The sequence below is a fragment of the Acidovorax sp. CCYZU-2555 genome (genome assembly GCF_018413525.1).
Classification (GTDB): domain Bacteria; phylum Pseudomonadota; class Gammaproteobacteria; order Burkholderiales; family Burkholderiaceae_C; genus Comamonas.
Genome location: NZ_JAHCDD010000023.1, coordinates 1 through 19,631, shown reverse-complemented (window position 1 = coordinate 19,631; position 19,631 = coordinate 1). Strand labels below are relative to the sequence as shown.

Annotated in this window: 12 protein-coding genes; 9 read left to right on the top strand and 3 right to left on the bottom strand. The window is 65.9% G+C overall.

Annotated features, from left to right (window positions below; translation table 11 throughout):
- Positions 1–2: 2 nt before the first annotated feature.
- Positions 3–1,169 (bottom strand): GGDEF domain-containing protein, encoded by a 1,167-nt coding sequence (locus KHY18_RS10285; RefSeq protein ID WP_349630272.1) that lies wholly within the window; start codon positions 1,167–1,169, stop codon positions 3–5.
- A gap of 317 nt (positions 1,170–1,486) precedes the next feature.
- Here KHY18_RS10285 and KHY18_RS10280 point away from each other — a divergent pair, with 317 nt between their 5' ends.
- Positions 1,487–2,383, top strand: a complete 897-nt coding sequence (locus tag KHY18_RS10280; RefSeq protein WP_213298943.1) for a serine hydrolase domain-containing protein — start codon at positions 1,487–1,489, stop codon at positions 2,381–2,383.
- Complete coding sequence (gene yoaA, locus KHY18_RS10275) at positions 2,380–4,479, top strand: DNA repair helicase YoaA (protein WP_349630271.1); 2,100 nt, start codon at positions 2,380–2,382, stop codon at positions 4,477–4,479. The genes KHY18_RS10280 and yoaA overlap by 4 nt, the downstream gene beginning before the upstream one ends.
- Here the strand turns inward: yoaA and KHY18_RS10270 are convergent.
- Positions 4,442–5,242, bottom strand: coding sequence for an outer membrane protein assembly factor BamD (locus KHY18_RS10270; RefSeq protein ID WP_213298940.1), 801 nt, complete (start codon positions 5,240–5,242; stop codon positions 4,442–4,444). The genes yoaA and KHY18_RS10270 overlap by 38 nt on opposite strands.
- A 208-nt stretch (positions 5,243–5,450) precedes the next feature.
- Here KHY18_RS10270 and dnaE point away from each other — a divergent pair, with 208 nt between their 5' ends.
- From dnaE to sbcB, 5 genes are all read left to right on the top strand, one after another.
- Positions 5,451–8,987: a DNA polymerase III subunit alpha gene (dnaE, locus tag KHY18_RS10265; RefSeq protein WP_213298937.1), complete on the top strand. Its 3,537-nt coding sequence runs from the start codon at positions 5,451–5,453 to the stop codon at positions 8,985–8,987.
- Between the two features lie 116 nt (positions 8,988–9,103).
- The gene (clpS, locus tag KHY18_RS10260; RefSeq protein WP_213298934.1) at positions 9,104–9,460 is read left to right on the top strand and encodes an ATP-dependent Clp protease adapter ClpS; all 357 of its coding nucleotides are present in this window, start codon (positions 9,104–9,106) and stop codon (positions 9,458–9,460) included.
- 60 nt (positions 9,461–9,520) lie between these two features.
- Positions 9,521–11,857, top strand: coding sequence for an ATP-dependent Clp protease ATP-binding subunit ClpA (clpA, locus tag KHY18_RS10255; RefSeq protein WP_213298931.1), 2,337 nt, complete (start codon positions 9,521–9,523; stop codon positions 11,855–11,857).
- A gap of 75 nt (positions 11,858–11,932) precedes the next feature.
- Positions 11,933–13,387, top strand: coding sequence for a cardiolipin synthase (gene cls, locus KHY18_RS10250; RefSeq protein ID WP_213298928.1), 1,455 nt, complete (start codon positions 11,933–11,935; stop codon positions 13,385–13,387).
- 37 nt (positions 13,388–13,424) lie between these two features.
- Positions 13,425–14,870, top strand: coding sequence for an exodeoxyribonuclease I (gene sbcB, locus KHY18_RS10245; protein ID WP_213298926.1), 1,446 nt, complete (start codon positions 13,425–13,427; stop codon positions 14,868–14,870).
- A 120-nt stretch (positions 14,871–14,990) separates the two neighbouring features.
- Here the strand turns inward: sbcB and KHY18_RS10240 are convergent, their stop codons facing one another.
- Positions 14,991–16,226, bottom strand: a complete 1,236-nt coding sequence (locus tag KHY18_RS10240; RefSeq protein WP_213298923.1) for a spore maturation protein — start codon at positions 16,224–16,226, stop codon at positions 14,991–14,993.
- A 246-nt stretch (positions 16,227–16,472) separates the two neighbouring features.
- Here KHY18_RS10240 and KHY18_RS27350 point away from each other — a divergent pair, with 246 nt between their 5' ends.
- Positions 16,473–18,842 (top strand): putative bifunctional diguanylate cyclase/phosphodiesterase, encoded by a 2,370-nt coding sequence (locus KHY18_RS27350; protein ID WP_349630270.1) that lies wholly within the window; start codon positions 16,473–16,475, stop codon positions 18,840–18,842.
- 13 nt (positions 18,843–18,855) lie between these two features.
- Positions 18,856–19,631 (top strand): phosphate/phosphite/phosphonate ABC transporter substrate-binding protein (locus KHY18_RS10230; protein WP_213298919.1); only part of this gene is annotated, 776 nt, incomplete at its 3' end.

The window sequence follows — 19,631 nt, the reverse complement described above, 5'->3', positions numbered from 1 at the left end:
CTTCATGAAGTCTGTGTTTCGTTCGGCGGTCGGGCCACATACACGCGATCGCGCCCCGCCTGCTTGGCCTGATAGAGCAGGCTGTCGGCGCGCGACAGCGTGGCGGACAGCTGGGTCTGGTCGGCGATCGGGGCGATGCCGAAACTGATGGTCATGCGATCGCCGTCGGGCAGCAGGCTCTTGTCTTCGCTCAACTGGGTGCGTATGCGTTGGGCAATGCTTTCCGCGCTGGCGAGGTCGGTGCGCAGCAGCAGCACGAACTCCTCGCCGCCGAAACGCGCGACCAGGTCGTCGTTGCGCACCTGCTGGGTCAGCGCGCCGGCCACCGTCTGCAGCACATGGTCGCCATGCGCATGGCCCCAGGTGTCGTTGATGCGCTTGAAATGGTCGATGTCGCCGATCAGCAGCGTCCAGGGTCCCAGCCGCGCGTCGCGCAGCAGGGGTTCGGCGGCTTCCTGGAAGGCGCGGCGGTTGAGCAGATTGGTCAGCGGGTCCATGTTGCGTTCCGCGCGCAGCGCGGTCATGGCGTCGCGCACGGTGTTGGCCAGCAGCAGCATGGAAAACAGCAGTGCGAACAGCACGGTGGTGGCCAGCACCATCAGCCAGTAGGAAGAAAACCAGGCAGCGTTCTGGCCCATGCTGCCCATGGCCAGCGACAGCAGCGGGCGAATGCTGGTGTTGATGGCAAACACCACGTAGGACCAATACATCGCGCGCTCCAGCCCGTCCGCAGGCAGGCGGCGGCGCAGAATGCCGGCCGCGGGCAGCAGTTGCAGCAGCCCCAGCCCGGCGTTGAGCCAGAGCATGCGCATCCACAGGCTGACTTCGACGCGGCTGTAGTAATAAAGCGCCAGCAGCACCACGGCGCCTATGAGCACGCCCAGGCGCGGGCGCGCCGACACGCTGTAGTAACCGGCCATGCCGCGCGCAAAGCACCAGGCGCCGAACAGATACATCACGCCCGTGACCACGGCCCAGCGGTCCAGGCCTTCGGGGGCCAGCAGGCTTTGCCAGGCGAGGGCGCTGCCGACCAGCGAATAGGACGTCGCGACCCACAGCAAATAGGACTGGCGGCGCTGCACCAGCCAGCAGCCGACAAGCATTGCGCCCAGCAGCAGCATGCACGCCGGGATGATCAACAGAAAAAGGCGGTCAACGAGGATGGACACGTGATCAACGCAGCCGCAGGGCGCGCGGGGAAGGGGTCAGGACAATGCATGACAGATCGGTGAGACAGAACAGCCGCACCGGGTTTCGAGCGCCTTGCCCGTCGCTCGCTGGTTTTCTGCGTCTCGCCATATCAGCATTTTGGCAGCGATTGCCATGCCCGGACGCGATCTGCACTGCATTGCGCCGGCTATCGTCGCTGGCGCTGCGGCCGCCGTGGCCGCTGCGTCCGGGCGCCGCGCTGCTGAATTCCCTGGATTGGGCTCGGGCGCGCAAGGGTGTCAGACTCCGGTCTGTCGCCCTTTTTTTGCGGAACGCCATGCCTGCAACCCAATCCCTCGCCCTGATCGATTCTTCCGGCCCGCCCACGCTGCGCGGCGACACCGGCCCCGTGCCCTGGTGGAGCTTCACCAAGACCGTGCTGGCGATAGGCGCGCTGCGCCTGGTCGAAGATGGCATGCTGTGTCTCGACACGCCCGTCGCCGGGGAGCGCTTCAACCTGCGCCAGCTGCTGCGCCATGAGGCGGGCCTGGCCGATTACGGGCTGATAGCGCAATACCAGGGCGATGTCGCCGCGGGCCGTTCGCCGTGGTCGGTGGAGCAACTGCTCGACCGCGTCGATGTGCGGTCGTCGCGCGGCACGCCCGGCGAAGTCTGGCGCTACTCCAATGTGGGCTACTTGTATGTGGGCCGGCAGATCGCCCAGGCGATGGGCCTGGGCCTCGCGGAGGCGCTCAATACCTGCGTGTTCCAGCCCGCAGGACTGACGACCGCGCGGCTTGCGCGCCTGCCGCCCGATCTGGCGGAAGTGAACATGGGCGATGCGCCGAGCTACCACCCGGGCTGGGTCTACCACGGCCTGGTGACCGGCACGGCACTCGATGCGGCGCGCCTGCTGGCGGCGCTGGTGCACGGCAGGCTGCTGCAGGCCGACACCCTGGCGCAGATGTGCGAGAGCCGGGCGCTGCCCGAGCACCGCTGCGCGCTGCACCCCGATCCCGCCTATGGGCTGGGACTGATGCTGCACGCCCATGGCGTCGAACAGCACCCGCTGGGCCATTCGGGGGCGGGGCCGGGCAGCCAGATCGCGGTCTATGCCCAGGCAGGCGCGGTCTGTGCGCTGTGGGCCGCAGAGTCCATGCACATCGACCCCACGCGGGAAGCTTTTAAAATCCTCGCTGATGTGAAGTCTGAAACGGTTCCAGGAGCGGCGTGAACGATTATTTTTCCGCCGTGCAAGCGGCTTTCTCGGAAGGTGGAGTGATTGCCCAGGCGCAGCCGCATTTCCGCCCACGCAGCGGGCAGACTGAAATGGCGCTCGCGGTCGCTGAAACCATTGCCGACGGCGGTGTGCTGGTGGTCGAGGCCGGCACGGGCGTGGGCAAGACCTATTCCTATCTCGTGCCGGCGCTGCTCAGCGGCCAGCGCGTGCTGATTTCCACCGCCACCAAGGCCTTGCAGGACCAACTTTTCTCACGCGATCTGCCCAGCCTGACCCGCATGCTGGGTCTGCCGCTGCGCACGGCCCAGCTCAAGGGCCGGCCCAGCTATCTGTGCCAGCACCACCTGGGCCAGGCGCGTCAGGGACGCGGTGCGCCGCAGGACCCGCAGCTGCTGCGCACGCTGGCGCGCGTCGAGGAGTGGGCGCGCGTCACGCGCACCGGCGATCTCGCCGAGCTGTCGGCCGTGAGCGAAGACTCGCCGGTCTGGCCGCTGGTCACGTCGACGCGCGACAACTGCCTGGGCAGCGCCTGTCCGCAGTTCGAACCCTGTCATCTCAACGTCGCGCGGCGCGCGGCGCTGGCCGCCGATGTGGTGGTCGTCAACCACCATCTGTTCTTTGCCGATCTCGAAGTGCGTGAATCGGGCGTGGCGCAACTGCTGCCGTCGGTGGGCGTGGTGGTGTTCGATGAAGCCCACCAGCTCAACGAAACCGGCATCCAGTTCGCGGGCACGCTCGTGGGCACGGCCCAGCTGCAAGGCTATGGGCGCGATTTTCTCGCGCAGACGCTGGAGCATGCGCGCGGCATGGGCGACTGGATGCAGCTGAGCGCCGACCTCGAGCGCACGGTGCGCGATCTGCGCCTGGCGGTCGGGCGTGCGGCCGTGGGCGAGCGCCTGCGCTGGCTCGGCGCCGTGCCCGACGGTCTGGACGCGCGCGTCTGGTCGGGCGCCTTCTCGGCGCTGGGCCAGGCCTTGCATGCGGCGCTGGTCGCGCTCGGCGGTGTCGAGGAAATGGCGGCCGAGCTGCGCCAGCTCTATGCGCGTGGCGAAGCGCTGCTGCGCCGTCTGGCGCTGTTTGGCCGCGCCAGCAGCGACGACACCGTGCGCTGGCTCGATATCGGCAGCCGCCATTTGCGCATGATCGAATCGCCGCTGAGCATTGCGCGCATCGTGCGCACGCGCCTGCTGCAGGAAAGCGAGACGCCGGGCGAGGCCGCGGCCAGCGCGGCTGCGGGACGCCCGGACGCCGGACGCCCGGATGCCGGACGCCCGGACGCCGGACGCCCGGACGCCTGGATATTCACCTCGGCGACGCTGGGCGACGACGCCGAACTGAGCTGGTTCACCGAGCCCTGCGGCCTGCGCGACGCGCGCATCCTGCGTGTCGACAGCCCGTTCGACTATGCGCAGCAGGCGGCTGTTTATGTGCCCCTTGAGTTTCCCGCGCCCGGCACGCCCACGCACAGCGCCGAAGTCGCGGCGCTGGTGCAGCGCTCGGCCGAAGTGCTGGGCGGGCGCACGCTGGTGCTGACCACGACGACCAAGGCCTTGCAGGTGATAGGCGCGGCCTTGCAGGCGCAGTTCGGACTGTTTTCAGACCTGGAAGTGCTGGTCCAGGGCCAGGCGCCGAAACAGCTGTTGCTGGAACGCTTTCGCACCGGCTCCGAAGGCGGCGGCAAAGGCTGCATCCTGGTGGCATCGGCGACATTCTGGGAAGGGGTAGACATGCCCGGCGATGCGCTCGAGCTGGTGGTGATCGACAAGCTGCCGTTTCCGCCACCCGATGATCCGCTGGTCGAGGCGCGCTCGCAGCAGCTCGAAGCCGTGGGGCGCAGCGCGTTTCGCGACTACATGCTGCCCGAGGCGGCCATGGCCTTGAAGCAGGGCGCGGGCCGGCTGATTCGGCGCGAAACCGACCAGGGGGTGCTGGTCATTGCCGACACGCGCCTGGTCGCCAAGCCGTACGGCCGGCGCCTGCTCGCGGCCTTGCCGCCCATGCGCCGGCTCAAGACCGCGGTGGATTACGACGCGGCGCTGGCCGCGCTGGCGCTTACCAGAGCTTCCACCAGGGACTCGACTTCGGCGTGACGCCGGCCGTGCCGGATGCCGCGCCTTCGGGGAAGGTGGTATCCAGCACGCGCTTGCTGTCGTCGCGCAGCTGGGTCATGCCCAATGCGTCATACGACTTGATCAGGATCTGCAGCGCTTCGCGCACCGCGGGCACGCCTTCGTACTCGGACAGCGCGGTCTGGGCGCGGCCGATCGCGGCCACATAGGCGCCGCGCTCGTAGTAGTAGCGCGCGACATGCACTTCGTACTGGGCCAGCGAGTTGACGATATAGGTCATGCGCTGGCGCGAATCGTTGGCGTACTTGGACTCGGGAAAGCGCGTCACGACCGCGCGGAACGACTCGTACGAATCCTTGGCCGCCTGCTGGTCACGCTCGGACAGGTCCTGGCGCGAGATCCAGGCAAACATGCCCAGGTTGTCGTTGAAGTTGACCAGGCCCTTGAGGTAGAGCGCGTAGTCGGTGGCCGGGCTCGCGGGGTGCAGCTTGAGGAAGCGGTCCAGCGTGGCCTGGGCCTGGGCCTTTTCCCCGGCCTTGTACTGGGCATAGGCTTTCTCGAGCTGGGCCTGCTGGGCCAGCGGCGTGCCGGCGGCGCGGCCTTCGAGCTTTTCGAACAGCGGCACGGCCTTGTCGAACGCACCGGCCGAGACTTCGTCGCGTGCTTCGGTGTAGATCCGGTCGGGAGTCCACTTGGCCGTTGGATCTTCCTGGGTGCTGGAACAAGCCGCCAGCAAGCCCGCAGCGAGCACGGCAGGAAGAAGAGGCGAGGACAAACGCAGCATGGCAGGAAGCTTTCTGGCAATAAAGGGCAGGCTGTAGCGTTTTCGCACTGAGTGATCCGTTCACCCTGTCGAAGGGTGCCCCACGGCAGGCATTGAAAAGAAAACGCGCTAGAAACCGCATTGTAATGGCCGCAAAGGCCCGCGCCGCGCGGGGCCTGCGGGTGCCCGCTTTGTCCGTCCGGTGTCCGGCCTTTCTACAATGCTGCCCATGTTTGTTCATTTGCGCCTGCACTCCGAGTTTTCCGTCGTCGACGGAACCACCCGTATCAATTCCATCATCAAGGCAGCCGCTGCAGACGGGCAGGCCGCGATGGCGATGACCGACTACAACAATATGTTCGGCGCCATCAAGTTCTACAAGGAAGGCCGGGGCAAGGGCGTCAAGCCCGTGCTCGGCACCGAAATCCAGCTCGAAGGCGAGGACGGCGCGGCGACTTCGCGCGTGATCCTGCTGGTGCAGAACAAGGCCGGTTACCACAACCTCTGCGAACTGTTGGCCCGGGGCTGGACGCGCAATGTCGTCAAATCCCAGGCGGTCTACACCTGGGAATGGCTGCAGGAACTGGGCGAAGGCCTGATCGTGCTGGCCGGCGCCCAGGCCGGCCCCGTGGGCCAGGCGCTGATGCGCGGCGACACGGCGGGTGCGGCCAACCAGGCGTTGCGCCTGGCAGCAATGTTTCCGCATCGCTTTTACATCGAGTTGCAACGTGCGGGCCGCGCCGACGACGAAGCCCATGTGCTGGCCGCGGTGCAGCTGGCCGCGCGCCTGAACCTGCCCGTGGTCGCGACCCACCCCATCCAGTTCTTCGGACCCGACGACTACGAATCGCACGAAGCGCGGGTGTGCATCGCCGAAGGCGAAATTCTGGGCAATCCCAAGCGCGTGCGCCGCTTCACGCGCGAGCAGCACTTCAAGACCCAGGCCGAAATGGAGGCGCTGTTCGCCGACCTGCCGTCGGCGCTGCAAAACAGCGTGGAAATCGCGCGCCGCTGCAGCTTGACCCTGGTGCTGGGCGCGCCGCAGCTGCCCAATTTCCCCGTGCCCGAAGGCATGACGATGGAGTCGTTCTTCCGCCAGGAGTCGTTCGACGGCCTCGAAGTGCGGCTGGCGCTGCTCTATCCCGACGTCGCCAAGCGCGACGCGCAGCGCGCGCGCTACGTCGAGCGGCTCGAGTTCGAGCTGAACACCATTTTGAAGATGGGGTTTCCGGGCTACTTCCTGATCGTGGGCGACTTCATCAAGTGGGCCAAGAACAACGGCTGCCCCGTCGGGCCGGGCCGCGGATCGGGCGCGGGCTCGCTCGTGGCCTATGTGCTCAACATCACCGATCTGGACCCGCTGGAATACAACCTGCTGTTCGAGCGCTTCCTGAACCCGGAACGCGTGTCGATGCCCGACTTCGACATCGATTTCTGCCAGTCCAACCGCGACCGCGTGATCGACTACGTCAAGCAGCGCTACGGCCGCGACGCCGTGAGCCAGATCGCGACCTTCGGCACCATGGCCGCGCGCGCGGCGATCCGCGACGTGGGCCGCACGCTCGACATGAGCTATACGTTCTGCGACGGCATCTCCAAGCTGATCCCGAACAAGCCGGGCCTGCATGTCACGCTCAAGTACCCGCCCAATCCGAAAAAGGAAGGCGACAAGTACACCTATGCGATCGAGGCCGAGCCGCTGCTCGCCGAGCGCATAGAGAAGGAAGAAGACGTCAAGACGCTGATCGAGATGGCCCAGCGCCTCGAAGGCATGACGCGCAATATCGGCATGCACGCGGGCGGCGTGGTGATCGCGCCGGGCCGGCTCGCCGACTTCTGTCCGCTCTACCAGCAGCCGGGCAGCGACTCGGCCGTGAGCCAGTTCGACAAGGACGACGTCGAAGACATCGGTCTGGTGAAGTTCGACTTCTTGGGCCTGGCCACGCTGACCATCCTGGAAATCGCGCGCGAATTCATCATGGCGCGCCACAAGGGCCAGGAAAACTTCGCCTACGAGCGCATTCCGCTCGACGACCACCCCACCTACAAGCTGTTCTCCGAAGGCAAGACGGAAGCGGTGTTCCAGTTTGAAAGCCGCGGCATGCAGGGCATGCTGCGCGACGCCAAGCCCAGCCGCCTGGAAGACCTGATCGCGCTCAACGCGCTCTACCGCCCCGGTCCCATGGACCTGATTCCCAGCTTCGTGGCGCGCAAGCACGGCCGTGAAGTCGTCGAGTACCCGCACCCCATGGTCGAGAAGGTGCTGGCCGAGACCTACGGCATCATGGTCTACCAGGAGCAGGTGATGCAGACCGCCCAGGTGCTGGGCGGCTACTCGCTGGGCGGCGCCGATCTCTTGCGCCGCGCCATGGGCAAGAAGAAGGCCGACGAGATGGCCAAGCACCGCGAGCTGTTCCGCGAAGGTGCTTCCAAGAACGGACTGAACCAGGAAAAGGCCGACGAAGTCTTTGACCTGATGGAGAAGTTCGCGGGCTACGGCTTCAACAAGTCGCACGCCGCCGCCTACTCGTTGCTGGCCTATCACACCGGCTGGCTCAAGGTGCACTACACGGCCGAGTTCTTCTGCGCGAATATGACCGTGGAAATGGACGACACCGACAAGCTCAAGGTGCTCTATGAAGACGCGCTGAAAATGGGCCTGACGTTCGAGCCGCCGGACGTGAACCGCGGCCGCCACCGCTTCGAGCCGGTCACCGACAAGGTGATCCGCTACGGCCTGGGCGCCGTCAAGGGCGGCGGGCAGGCGGCCATCGAGGCCATCGTCGCCGCGCGCGAAGGCACGGGCACGGGCCCGCGCGGCACGGAAAAGGGGCCGTTCAAGAGCCTGTTCGATTTCTGCCTGCGCGTCGATCGCACGCGCCTGAACAAGCGCACGCTCGAAGCGTTGATCAAGGCCGGCGCGTTCGACGCCATTCACCAGAACCGGGCGTCGCTGGTCGCGTCCATCGACACCGCGTTCGAGTTCGCCAATGCCACGCATGCCAACGCCAACCAGGGCGGCCTGTTCGACATGATGGGCGACGACGCCGTGGGCTCGAGCACGCAGGAGCCCGAACTCGCCGAGCGCATGCCCTGGGGCATCAAGGAGCGGCTCACACTCGAAAAGACGGCTGTCGGCTATTACCTTTCGGGCCATCTGTTCGATGAAGTCGAGACCGAGGTGCGGCGCTTCGTGCGCACGCGCATCGAGGAGATGCGCGACAGCCGCGAGCCCCAGGTCATGGCCGGCATCATCAGCGACTTCCGCGCCATCACGGGCCAGCGCGGCCGCCTGGGGCTGTTCAAGATCGACGACAAGTCGGGCGTGATCGAAGCCTCGGCCGACGAAGCCGTGCTCAACGCGCACAAGGAGTTGCTCAAGGACGACGAGTTCGTCGTCGTCAGCGGCCGGCTGCAGCTCGACCACTTCAGCGGCGGCCTGCGCATGAAAGTGCAGCAGTTGTGGAGCCTGTCGGACGCGCGCTGCAAGTTCGGGCGCTATCTGCAGGTCAGCGTGGGCGAAGTCATGCCCGATGTGCTGCGCGTGCTGGGCGATTTCCCCGCGCGCCGGGTGGAGCACGAGCAGGCCGAGCCCGTGGTGCATGGCCTGCGCGTGCGCCTGGGCCTGCGCTGCGAGGCGCCGCAGGGCGCGGCCGTTGCGGAGTTGCAACTGGGCGACAGCAGCCGTTTTTACCCCAGCGACGCCGCGCTCGCGGCCTGGACGGCGCAGGCGGGCAGCGGCCATGCAACGGTGATCTACGAATGAAAAAAGCGGGTTTGCACGCAACTTGTGGAAAATGCCACACGTGCAGGCTTGAAATTGGTGTTTCCCTTCCCATCTGCGAAGACAAAAGAGCCTGTGTGGCTCGCTAGAATGAATTCATGGCAACACAACCCCCTTCCATTCCACCAAAGCCCCCGGAGGGGCCAGGCGTAGATGACGCTGGTTCGGTCGTAATGGAGCGGCGCGCGCAGCGTGTGCAGCCACCCAAGATGTACCAGGTCGTCATGCTCAATGATGACTACACGCCGATGGAATTCGTCATCGCCGTGCTCCAGGAACTGTTCAGCAAGGACCGGGAAACCGCGACCCAGATCATGCTCAAGATCCATCTCGACGGCCGCGGCATCTGCGGAGTTTTTCCGCGCGACATCGCCGCCACCAAGGTAGATCAGGTGCATCAGGCCGCGTTGAAAGCGGGTCATCCACTACAGGCAACGTTGGAGCCTGTTGAATAAGCTGCAACCGCCCCGATTTATCTCCATAATGAAATCACGCAAGCCAAAAGGAGTCCTCTCATGATTGCCCAGGAACTGGAAGTCAGCTTGCACATGGCCTTTGTCGAGGCCCGTCAGCAGCGCCACGAATTCATCACCGTGGAACACCTTCTGCTCGCGCTGCTCGACAACCCCAGTGCTGCCGAAGTGTTGCGCGCCTGCTCGGCGAGCATTGACGATTTGCGCGCCTCGCTGTCCAACTTCATCAAGGACAACACGCCGCAGGTCGCGGGTAGCGACGAAGTCGACACCCAACCCACGCTGGGTTTCCAGCGGGTGATCCAGCGCGCCATCATGCACGTGCAATCCACGGGCAATGGCAAGAAGGAAGTCAACGGCGCGAACGTGCTGGTGGCGATCTTCGGCGAGAAGGATTCGCATGCCGTGTACTACCTGCACCAGCAGGGCGTGACACGTCTTGATGTGGTCAATTTCATTGCCCACGGCATCAAGAAGAGCGAACCGCCAGAGGCTGCCAAGTCCGAAGGCCAGGCCGAAAGCGAAGAGGGCGGCAACAGCGAGCGCCAGGAAAAGGCCTCGCCGCTGGAGCAGTTCACGCTCAACCTGAACCAGGCCGCGAAAGAAGGCAAGATCGATCCGCTGATCGGGCGCAACTACGAAGTCGAGCGCACGATCCAGATCCTGTGCCGTCGCCGCAAGAACAACCCGCTGCTGGTCGGTGAGGCCGGCGTGGGCAAGACCGCGATCGCCGAAGGCCTGGCCTGGCGCATCACGCAGGGCGACGTGCCCGAGATCCTGGCCGAGGCCGTGGTCTATTCGCTCGACATGGGCTCGCTGCTCGCGGGCACCAAGTACCGCGGCGACTTCGAGCAACGTCTCAAGGGCGTGCTCAAGTCGCTCAAGGACAAACCCAATGCGGTGCTGTTCATCGACGAAATCCACACCCTGATCGGTGCGGGTGCGGCGTCGGGCGGAACGCTGGATGCGTCCAACCTGCTCAAGCCCGCGCTGTCGAGCGGCCAGCTCAAGTGCATCGGTGCGACGACGTTCACCGAATACCGCGGCATCTTCGAAAAGGACGCAGCCCTGTCGCGGCGTTTCCAGAAGGTCGACGTGGTCGAGCCCACGGTGTCGGAAACGATCGAGATCCTCAAGGGTCTGAAGTCGCGCTTCGAAGAGCACCATAACGTCAAGTACGCGGCAGCGGCGCTGCAGGCTGCGGCCGAGCTGTCGGCCAAGTACATCAACGACCGCCACCTGCCCGACAAGGCCATTGACGTGATCGACGAAGCCGGTGCTGCCCAGCGCATCCTGGTCGCGTCCAAGCGCAAGAAGACCATAGGCAAGGCCGAGATCGAGGAAATCGTCGCGAAGATCGCGCGCATTCCGCCCGCCAACGTGTCGAACGACGACCGCAGCAAGCTGCAGACGCTAGAACGCGACCTGAAAAGCGTGGTGTTCGGCCAGGACAAGGCGCTCGAAGTGCTGTCGTCGGCCGTCAAGATGGCGCGTTCGGGTCTGGGCAAGGGCGACAAGCCTATCGGCTCGTTCCTGTTCAGCGGCCCTACCGGCGTGGGCAAGACCGAAGCCGCCAAGCAGCTGGCGTTCATCATGGGCGTAGACCTGATCCGCTTCGACATGTCGGAGTACATGGAACGCCATGCGGTGAGCCGTCTGATCGGTGCGCCTCCGGGCTATGTCGGTTTCGACCAGGGTGGCCTGCTGACCGAAGCCATCACGAAGAAGCCGCACGCGGTGCTGCTGCTCGATGAAATCGAGAAGGCGCACCCGGACATCTTCAACGTGCTGCTGCAGGTCATGGACCACGGCACGCTCACGGACAACAACGGACGCAAGGCCGACTTCCGCAACATCATCATCATCATGACGACGAATGCGGGCGCCGAGACCATGAACAAGGCCAGCATCGGGTTCACCAACCCGCGTGCTGCCGGCGATGAAATGGGCGACATCAAGCGCCTGTTCACTCCCGAGTTCCGCAACCGTCTGGACGCGATCGTGGGCTTCAAGTCGCTCGACGAGCAGGTCATCATGCGCGTGGTCGACAAGTTCCTGCTGCAGCTCGAAACGCAGCTGGCCGAGAAGCGCGTGGACGTCACGTTCACCGACACGCTGCGCAAGCACCTGGCCAAGGCCGGCTTCGATCCGCTGATGGGCGCGCGTCCGATGCAGCGCCTGATCCAGGACACCATCCGCCGCTCGCTGGCCGACGAACTGCTGTTCGGCCGCCTGGTCGACGGTGGACGCCTGGGCGTCGACTGGGTCGAAGGCGAAAACGGCGCAGCGGGCGAAGTGCAGCTCGACATCCAGCCGCTGCCGCGCAAGGAGCGCGGCCGCTCGGAACCCGCCGAGCCCGAAGAAGCCACGACCGATTGAGCGCGTGACGCTTTGATCCCCCAAGCCGACAGCCCCGCGCTGTCGGCTTTTTTTGTGTTTTTCAAAGGCCTTCACGTGCAATGGTTTAGCGAACACTGGAACACCGATAACGCGTACTCGCTGTTCTGGTTGATTTGGTCGGTATACGCGCTGGTGATAGGCGTCTGGGTGTTGCTGCAGCGCAGTGCGCCCGTGGCGACGCTGGGCTGGCTGCTGGCACTGGCCGCGCTGCCCGTGGGCGGGCTGGGCGTCTATTATTTCTTCGGCCCGCAGCGGCTCAAGCGGCTGCGCAACAAGCGGCTGCGGCGGCACAAATCGTCGCGGCTGCGCGTGAGCGCCGCGCGTCTGCGCGACCATATCCCGGCGGCCAGCGCGCGCATGCACCAGGTCGCGCGGCTCGTGAACCGCACGGCCGAGTTTCCGGTCAGCAGCGCCGAGCGCATGGAGCTGCTGGTCGGCGGCGACCGCACCTATGAAAGCATTCTCGAAGCCGTGCGCGCGGCGCGCCACCATGTGCACCTCGAGTATTACGTCTTCGAGCCCGACCAGACCGGCACGGCGCTGATGGATGCGCTGGTCGAGCGCGCACGCGCCGGCGTCAAGGTGCGCATGCTGGTCGACTCCATGGGCTCCAAGAAGATACGCCGCAAGTTCTACGCGCCGCTGGTCGAGGCCGGCGGCGAATTCGCGTTCTTTCACCCGTCCAAGGTCGGCCGGCGCCTGCGCCCGGTGATCAACTTCCGCACCCACCGCAAGATCCTGGTCTGCGACGGCAAGGTGGGCTTCACGGGCGGCGTCAACATCACCGACGAGGAAAGCCGCCGCGTGATGGAATGCGCCTACCACGACGTGCATCTGCGGCTCGAAGGCCCGGTCGTCAACTGGCTGCAGACAGTGTTTCTCGAAGACTGGTCGTACGCGCTGGAGCGCAGCCACCCGGTGGAGCCGCCCGACCTCGATGTGCTGCTGCCCGACATGAAGGAAGGGCAGCACGCGGTGCAGATCGTGAGTTCGGGCCCCGACAACCGGCTCGAGGCGATACACCGCGCCTATGTCGCGGCGATCAATGCGGCCGATGCACGCGTGTGGCTCACGACCCCATATTTCGTGCCCACCGAAGCCGCGATGACGGCGCTGACCAATGCCGCGCTGCGCGGCGTCGACGTGCAGCTGCTGGTGCCCGAGAAGTCGGACTCGTTCATCGTCACGATGGCCGCGCGCTCCTATTTCGACGAGCTGATCGCCTGCGGCGCCAAGGTCTACGAATACCGCGCGCGCATGCTGCATTCCAAGACCCTGGTGGTCGACGACAACATGGCGATCATAGGCACGGCCAATTTCGACCACCGCAGCTTCTTCCTCAACTACGAAGTCTGCGCCATAGGCTACGGGCTCAAGCTCAACGGCGATCTCGCCAGGCAGTTCACGCTCGATCTGCAGAACGCGCGCCAGGTGCACTACGAGCGCAAGCAGCGCTTCCTGCCGCGGCTGGGCGACTCGATCGCGCGCCTGTGTTCGCCATTGCTTTGATACGCTGAAGCCAGCCATTCCCGGGCATACTTCGGGCATGGCTGATACCACTTTCTTCTGGCACGACTACGAAACTTTCGGTGCCCAACCCCGCTATGACCGTCCGGCCCAGTTCGCTGGCATTCGCACGGACATGGAACTCAACGAAATCGGCGAGCCGCTGGCGCTGTACTGCCAGCCGTCCAACGATTACCTGCCCGATCCGCAGTCCTGCCTGATCACCGGCATCACGCCGCAGCAGTGCGTGGCCCAGGGCATTCCCGAGCACGAATTCGCGGCGCGCATCGAGGAAGAATTCGCCAGCCCCGGCACGGTGGGCGTGGGCTACAACTCCATCCGTTTCGACGACGAGATCACGCGCTTCATGTTCTGGCGCAACCTGATCGATCCCTATGCGCGCGAATGGCAAAACGGCTGCGGCCGCTGGGACCTGCTCGACGTGGTGCGCATGGTCTATGCGCTGCGCCCCGAAGGCATCGTCTGGCCGCGCAAGGAAGACGGCACGGTGAGCTTCAAGCTCGAAGACCTGGCGCGCGCCAACGGCCTGGCACACGAGCAGGCGCATGACGCCGTGAGCGATGTGCGCGCGACGATTGCGCTGGCGCGGCTGATTCGCAAGCACCAGCCGCGGCTGTTCGACTTCGCGTTCAGCCTGCACAAGAAAGACCGCGTGCTGCAGGAGCTGGGCCTGCCGGCCGTGGCCGCGCATGCCAAGCCTTTCCTGCATGTGTCGGGCATGTTCGGCGCGGCGCGCGGCTGCATCGCCGTGATGTGGCCGCTGGCCACGCACCCCGCGAACAAGAACGAAATCATCGCCTGGGACCTGTCTCAGGACCCGTCCGAGCTGTCGCGCCTGGGCGTGGAAGAATTGCGCCTGCGCATGTTCTCGCGCGCCGCCGATCTGCCCGAAGGCGTGACGCGGCTGCCGATCAAGAGCATCCACATCAACAAGTCGCCCATGGTCGTCGGCAGCCTCAAGACGCTGAGCCCGGCCATGGCCCAGCAATGGGGCATAGACATGGAGCAGGCGCTGCAGTTCGCCGCCGTGGCGCGCGACCTGCCAGACATGAGCGCGCTGTGGAAGCAGGTGTTCCAGCGGCCGGCAAACGGCGCAGCTACCGATGCCGATCAGGATCTGTATGGCGGCTTTGTCGGCAATGAAGACCGGCGCCGGCTCAACCACCTGCGCTCGCTCACGCCGCTGGAGCTGGCCATGGACCGCACGGGCTTTGACGATGCGCGCCTGGGCGAACTGGTGTTCCGCTACCGCGCACGCAACTTCGCCGACACGCTGTCGCCCGAAGAGCAGCAGCGCTGGCAGGCGCATCGCGCGGCCTGCCTGCTCGACGGCCAGGGCGGGGCGCGCACGGCAGAACGCATGTTCGCCGAAATCGACCAGCTGTCGGAGACGGTAGACGAGCGCGGCGAGGAAATTCTGGGCGCGCTTTACGATTACGCGGAAGCGATTGTTCCTGACGCTTGAGGCAGGCCGAGGGTGCCAAGGTCAACTCACCACAAACGGGAGCAAGCGTTCGTGGTGAGCTTGTCGAACCATGAACGCTAGCCGCCATGACTGGAGCGCGGGCCGTTCATCCTTTAGAGCCTACATCCCGCCAAAAAACTGATAGCACACCGCGATCGCCGCCACCACGCCCGCGAACTCGGCGATCAGCGCGCAGCCCACGGCATGGCGTGCGCGCTGTATTCCCACGGCACCGAAGTACACGGCCAGTACATAGAACGTGGTCTCGGTGCTGCCCTGGATGGTCGCGGCGGCCAGCGCGGCGAAGCTGTCCACGCCCTGGCTTTGCATGGTTTCAATCAGCATGGCGCGCGCGGCGCTGCCCGAGAACGGTTTGACCAAGGCCGTGGGCAAGGCGTCGACAAAGCGTGCGTCCCAGCCTCCCAGATCCACCAGCCAGCGTATGCCCGACAGCGCATAGTCGAGCGCGCCCGACGCGCGGAACACGCCCACGGCGCACAGCATGGCGACGAGGTAGGGCAGCAGTCCCTTGGCGACGTCGAAGCCTTCCTTTGCGCCTTCGATGAAACTGTCATAAACCGGTACCTTGCGCCAGGCGCCCAGGCCCACGAACAGCATGATCAAGCCGAACAGCGTCAAATTGCCGAGCAAAGATGACAGCGAGGCCAGCGCCGCGCTGCTGAGCGTGGCGAGCAGCGCCATGAAGCCGCCCAGCAGCAGCGCGACCGGCAGCAGATAGGCCAGCACCACGGGATGCCACAATTTCAGGCGCTGTACCAGGCCCACGGCCAGCAGCGCGACCAGGGTCGATGCCGAAGTCGCGAGCAGGATGGGCAGGAACACCAGCGTCGGGTCGGGCGCGCCTTGCTGCATGCGGTACATGAAGATCGTGACCGGCAGCAGCGTCAGCGACGAAGCGTTGAGCACCAGGAACAGGATCTGCGCATTGGTGGCGGTGTCGGGCCGCGGGTTCAGCGTCTGCAGTTCGCGCATCGCCTTGAGGCCCATGGGCGTGGCCGCGTTGTCCAGGCCCAGCGCATTGGCCGCGAAGTTCAGCGTGATCAGGCCCAGCGCGGGGTGGCCGCGCGGCACTTCGGGCATCAGCTTGGCGAACAGCGGGCCCAGCGCCCAGGCGAGCCATTGCACCACGCCGGCTTTCTCGGCGATGCGCAGAAAGCCCAGCCACAGCGTCAGCGTGCCGAACAGCAGCACCATCACTTCGACCGACAGCTTGGCCATCGCGAACAGCGCCTGGACCATGCCCGCGAATACCTGGCTTTGGCCGCCGACCAGCCATTGGGCCAGCGCCGCGACCGCGGCGATGATGAAAAAGCCCAGCCACAAGGCGTTGAGCATCGAAGGTCTCCTGGTAGGAATGGCATGCGGGCCGCGCTGCGCGGCCTGGGCGCTATTGTGGCGGCTCGCGGGCTGTCACAGAGTTTGTGATGTGTCACAAATACCCCGCCATTCGAGAAATATTTCAAAGTGTCACGCCATTGACTTGCTGGATTTGCATCATCCAGGCATCTGCCCGTCTGCGCCCGCTCTGTGACTGCCCTGTACGCCCGTTGTTTTTCTCTGCTGCTGCGTTTTCGCCGGCCGGTGTCAGCGATTCCGTGGCGCATGGGCTGGCGCGGAATGCGCATGGCCTGCATAGGCGCGGCGCTGCTGGTGCTGGGCCTGGTGTGGTGGCTGGCCTGGCAAAGCGTGGAAGCCGAGCGCGAGCAGCAGCAGATCAGCACCGCGCAACAGCAGGCGAGTCTGGCGGCGGTGGTGGCCGAGAATCTTGCGCAGGTGGTCAACAAGGGGCAGTTGATGGGTCTGGCCGCGGGCGATGCGCTCGCCGGCCATATGCGCGGTCAGCAGTCGGCCGCCGAAGTCCACCGGCGCCTTTCCACCATGCTGGTCGCCGAGCACAGCTTTGCGCGCTATCTGCTGCTCGATGCGGCGCTGCAGCCGGTCGACTCTTCGTACGCACTGTCCCCCAGCGAGCTGACGCCGCTGCTCGCGGCGCTGCGCGTTTCGCTGCAGGCGCCCGAGCAGGGCCACGCGCGTCTGCCGCCCGCAGCCCAGTCGGCGCTGTCCGGCCACCCCGATCTCTGGCAGATTCCGCTGGTCTATGCGCTGCGTCCGCTCGAAGCCGAAGCATCGCGCGCGCGCGCGCCCGGCGGATATCTGCTGCTGATGCTGGACCTGGGCTATTTCCTGAACCTCTACCGCGACGTGGAAATGGGCGCGGGCAGTGCCATCCACCTGCTGAACGCCCAGGGCGTGGCGCTGGCGGAGCTGGGCCCCCAGGGCCTGACCATGCCGTTTTCGCGCGAGCCCGTGGCCGCGCTGGCCCAGATGACCGGCAACCGCGGCGCGACCGTCGCCGCGCTGCAGCCCGGCGGCGCCAAAAGCCATTTCAGCTGGCGGCGCAATGCCAATTCGCCGTTCCTCGTGGTCGCGAGCCGCGGCCTGGAATGGGTGCATGGCTCGCAGCGCGAAGACAGCCGCAAGGTCTGGACGCTGCTGGGCGTGCTGAGCTTTTGCATGCTGCTGGCCGTGGGCGGCATGCTGCGCGTGCTGCGCCACCAGGAAGGGCTGTTCACCGCGCTGAGCTTTGCCAACCGCGACAAGCACATGCTGATCGACCAGCTCGAGCAGGAAAAGGCCAAGGCGCTGGAGCTGGCCGCGAACGACCACCTGACGGGGCTGCACAACCGCCGCATGTTCAATGAACTGGTCGCCAGCCACCTGGCGCTGGCGCGGCGCAGCCGCAAGTTCTATGCGCTGATGTACCTGGACCTGGACCGCTTCAAGGCGATCAACGACACGCTGGGCCACCATGTGGGCGACCTGTTGCTGCAGGCGGTCGCGCAGCGGCTGCGCCTGCTGCTGCGCAGTTCGGACATCATCGCGCGCATGGGCGGCGACGAGTTCGCGGTGCTGGTGACGGGAATGGATGCGATGACCGACATGGACGCGCTCGCGGCCAAGCTCGTCGACTGCCTGAGTCAGCCCTATGAGGGGCTCGAAGGCAACAGCCTGCAGGTGACGCCCAGCATAGGCGTGGCGTTCTTCCCGCGCGACGGCCATGACGTGACGCTGCTGTGCCGCAACGCGGACGCAGCGATGTATGCGAGCAAGCGCGCGGGCCGCGGGCAGTTCACCTACTACGACGCGACGGCCAGCGCCGACAGCGCGCGCAGCTACGCCCTCGAGCGCCAGTTGCCCAAGGCCGTGATCGACCAGCAGCTGGTGCTGCATTTCCAGCCCAAGGTCAGGCTGCACGACTGCCGCATCATGGGCTTCGAGGCGCTGGTGCGCTGGCAGCATCCCGAGTACGGCTTGATCTACCCCGGCGAATTCATTGCGTCGGCCGAAGTCACGGGTGCGATACGCGCGCTCGGCGACTGGGTGCTGCAGGCCTGCTGCCAGCAGGTGGCCGACTGGCGCGCGCTGGGGCTGGACCCCGTGCCCATCGCGTTCAATGTCTCGCCGGTGCAACTGCGCGACAGCGCATTTGCCGAGCGGCTCGCGGCGCATATCGCGCACTACGGCATCGAGGCCTCCGATCTGAGCATGGAAATCACCGAAAGCTGCCTGCTCGAACCCCGGGAGCTGGCGCTGAGCGTGCTGGAGCAGGTGCGCGCCATGGGCGTTTCGATCGGACTGGATGATTTCGGCACGGGCTTTTCCAGCCTGAGCCAGATCAAGGACCTGCCCATAGACACGCTCAAGCTCGACCGCTCGTTCGTCAACGACATCCGCAGCAGCAGCGAGGCCGGCGTGATCGTGACCTCGGTGATCACGCTGGCCCACAACCTCAAGATGCGCGTGGTCGCCGAAGGCGTGGAGCTGATGGACCAGCTGGTCTATCTCAAGACCGCGGGCTGCGACGAAGCCCAAGGTTATTTCCTCAGCCGCCCGGTGGGCGCGAAAGCCGCGCAGGAACTGCTGCGCGCTGCCTATTTGTACCCGGCTTGAAAGGCCCGCAGCGATGAACCCTTGCGCAGACACCAAAGACCGCCGACTGGCACTGGCGAAGCTTTTGGGCCTGGGCGGTATCGCGGCGGGAATGTGCACGGCGCGGGCCAACGAGGCACCGGCCGCCCAGGAGTGCGAGCTGCCGCTGCGGCTGCGCCTGGCCTTCATTCCCAAGAACCACGAGGACGCGCAGGCCAGCGGCTACCGACTGCTGGCCGAATTGCTGGGCACGGCGCTGGACATGCCCGTGGACCTGGTGTCCGCGGCCTCCTATTCGGCGGTGGTGCAGGGCCTGCAGGGTGGGCGCATCGATGTCGCCGAGCTGGGCCCGGCCACCTATGTGCAGATGCAGCGCAGCGGTGCGTCGGCGCTGCCGGTCGCGGCCATGGTCAAGCAGCCCGGCGTGCTGACGCGCTACCACGCGCTGCTGATCGTGCGCGGCGGCTCGCGTTATCGGCGCTGGCAGGACCTGCGCGGCGCCACCCTGAGCCTGGTCGATCCCGCCAGCACGTCGGGCGCCTTGCTGCCGCGCCAGGCGATGAAGGCGCAGACCGGCATGCGGCTCGAGGACTATTTTTCGCGCGTCTCCTATGCGGGCTCGCACACGCGCGCCATTGCGGCCGTGCAGGACGGCCTGGTGGACGCGGCGTTTGTGTCCAGCGACAGCCTGGCGCTGACGCAGCAGCGCAAGGCCATGGCCGCCGGCGCGCTGCGCACGCTGTGGATGTCGTCGCCACTGCCCACCGATCCTCTGGTCGTGCGGCGCAAGCTGTGCCCGGCGCTGCAGGC

What these genes read in the sequence shown, in the direction of transcription:
- clpS (WP_213298934.1), top strand. Translation starts at nt 9,104, where the DNA reads ATGGCAACACAACCCCCTTCCATTCCACCAAAGCCCCCGGAGGGGCCA.
- clpA (WP_213298931.1), top strand. Translation starts at nt 9,521, where the DNA reads ATGATTGCCCAGGAACTGGAAGTCAGCTTGCACATGGCCTTTGTCGAG.
- dnaE (WP_213298937.1), top strand. Translation starts at nt 5,451, where the DNA reads ATGTTTGTTCATTTGCGCCTGCACTCCGAGTTTTCCGTCGTCGACGGA.
- KHY18_RS10270 (WP_213298940.1), bottom strand. Translation starts at nt 5,242, where the DNA reads ATGCTGCGTTTGTCCTCGCCTCTTCTTCCTGCCGTGCTCGCTGCGGGC.
- KHY18_RS10280 (WP_213298943.1), top strand. Translation starts at nt 1,487, where the DNA reads ATGCCTGCAACCCAATCCCTCGCCCTGATCGATTCTTCCGGCCCGCCC.
- sbcB (WP_213298926.1), top strand. Translation starts at nt 13,425, where the DNA reads ATGGCTGATACCACTTTCTTCTGGCACGACTACGAAACTTTCGGTGCC.
- KHY18_RS10240 (WP_213298923.1), bottom strand. Translation starts at nt 16,226, where the DNA reads ATGCTCAACGCCTTGTGGCTGGGCTTTTTCATCATCGCCGCGGTCGCG.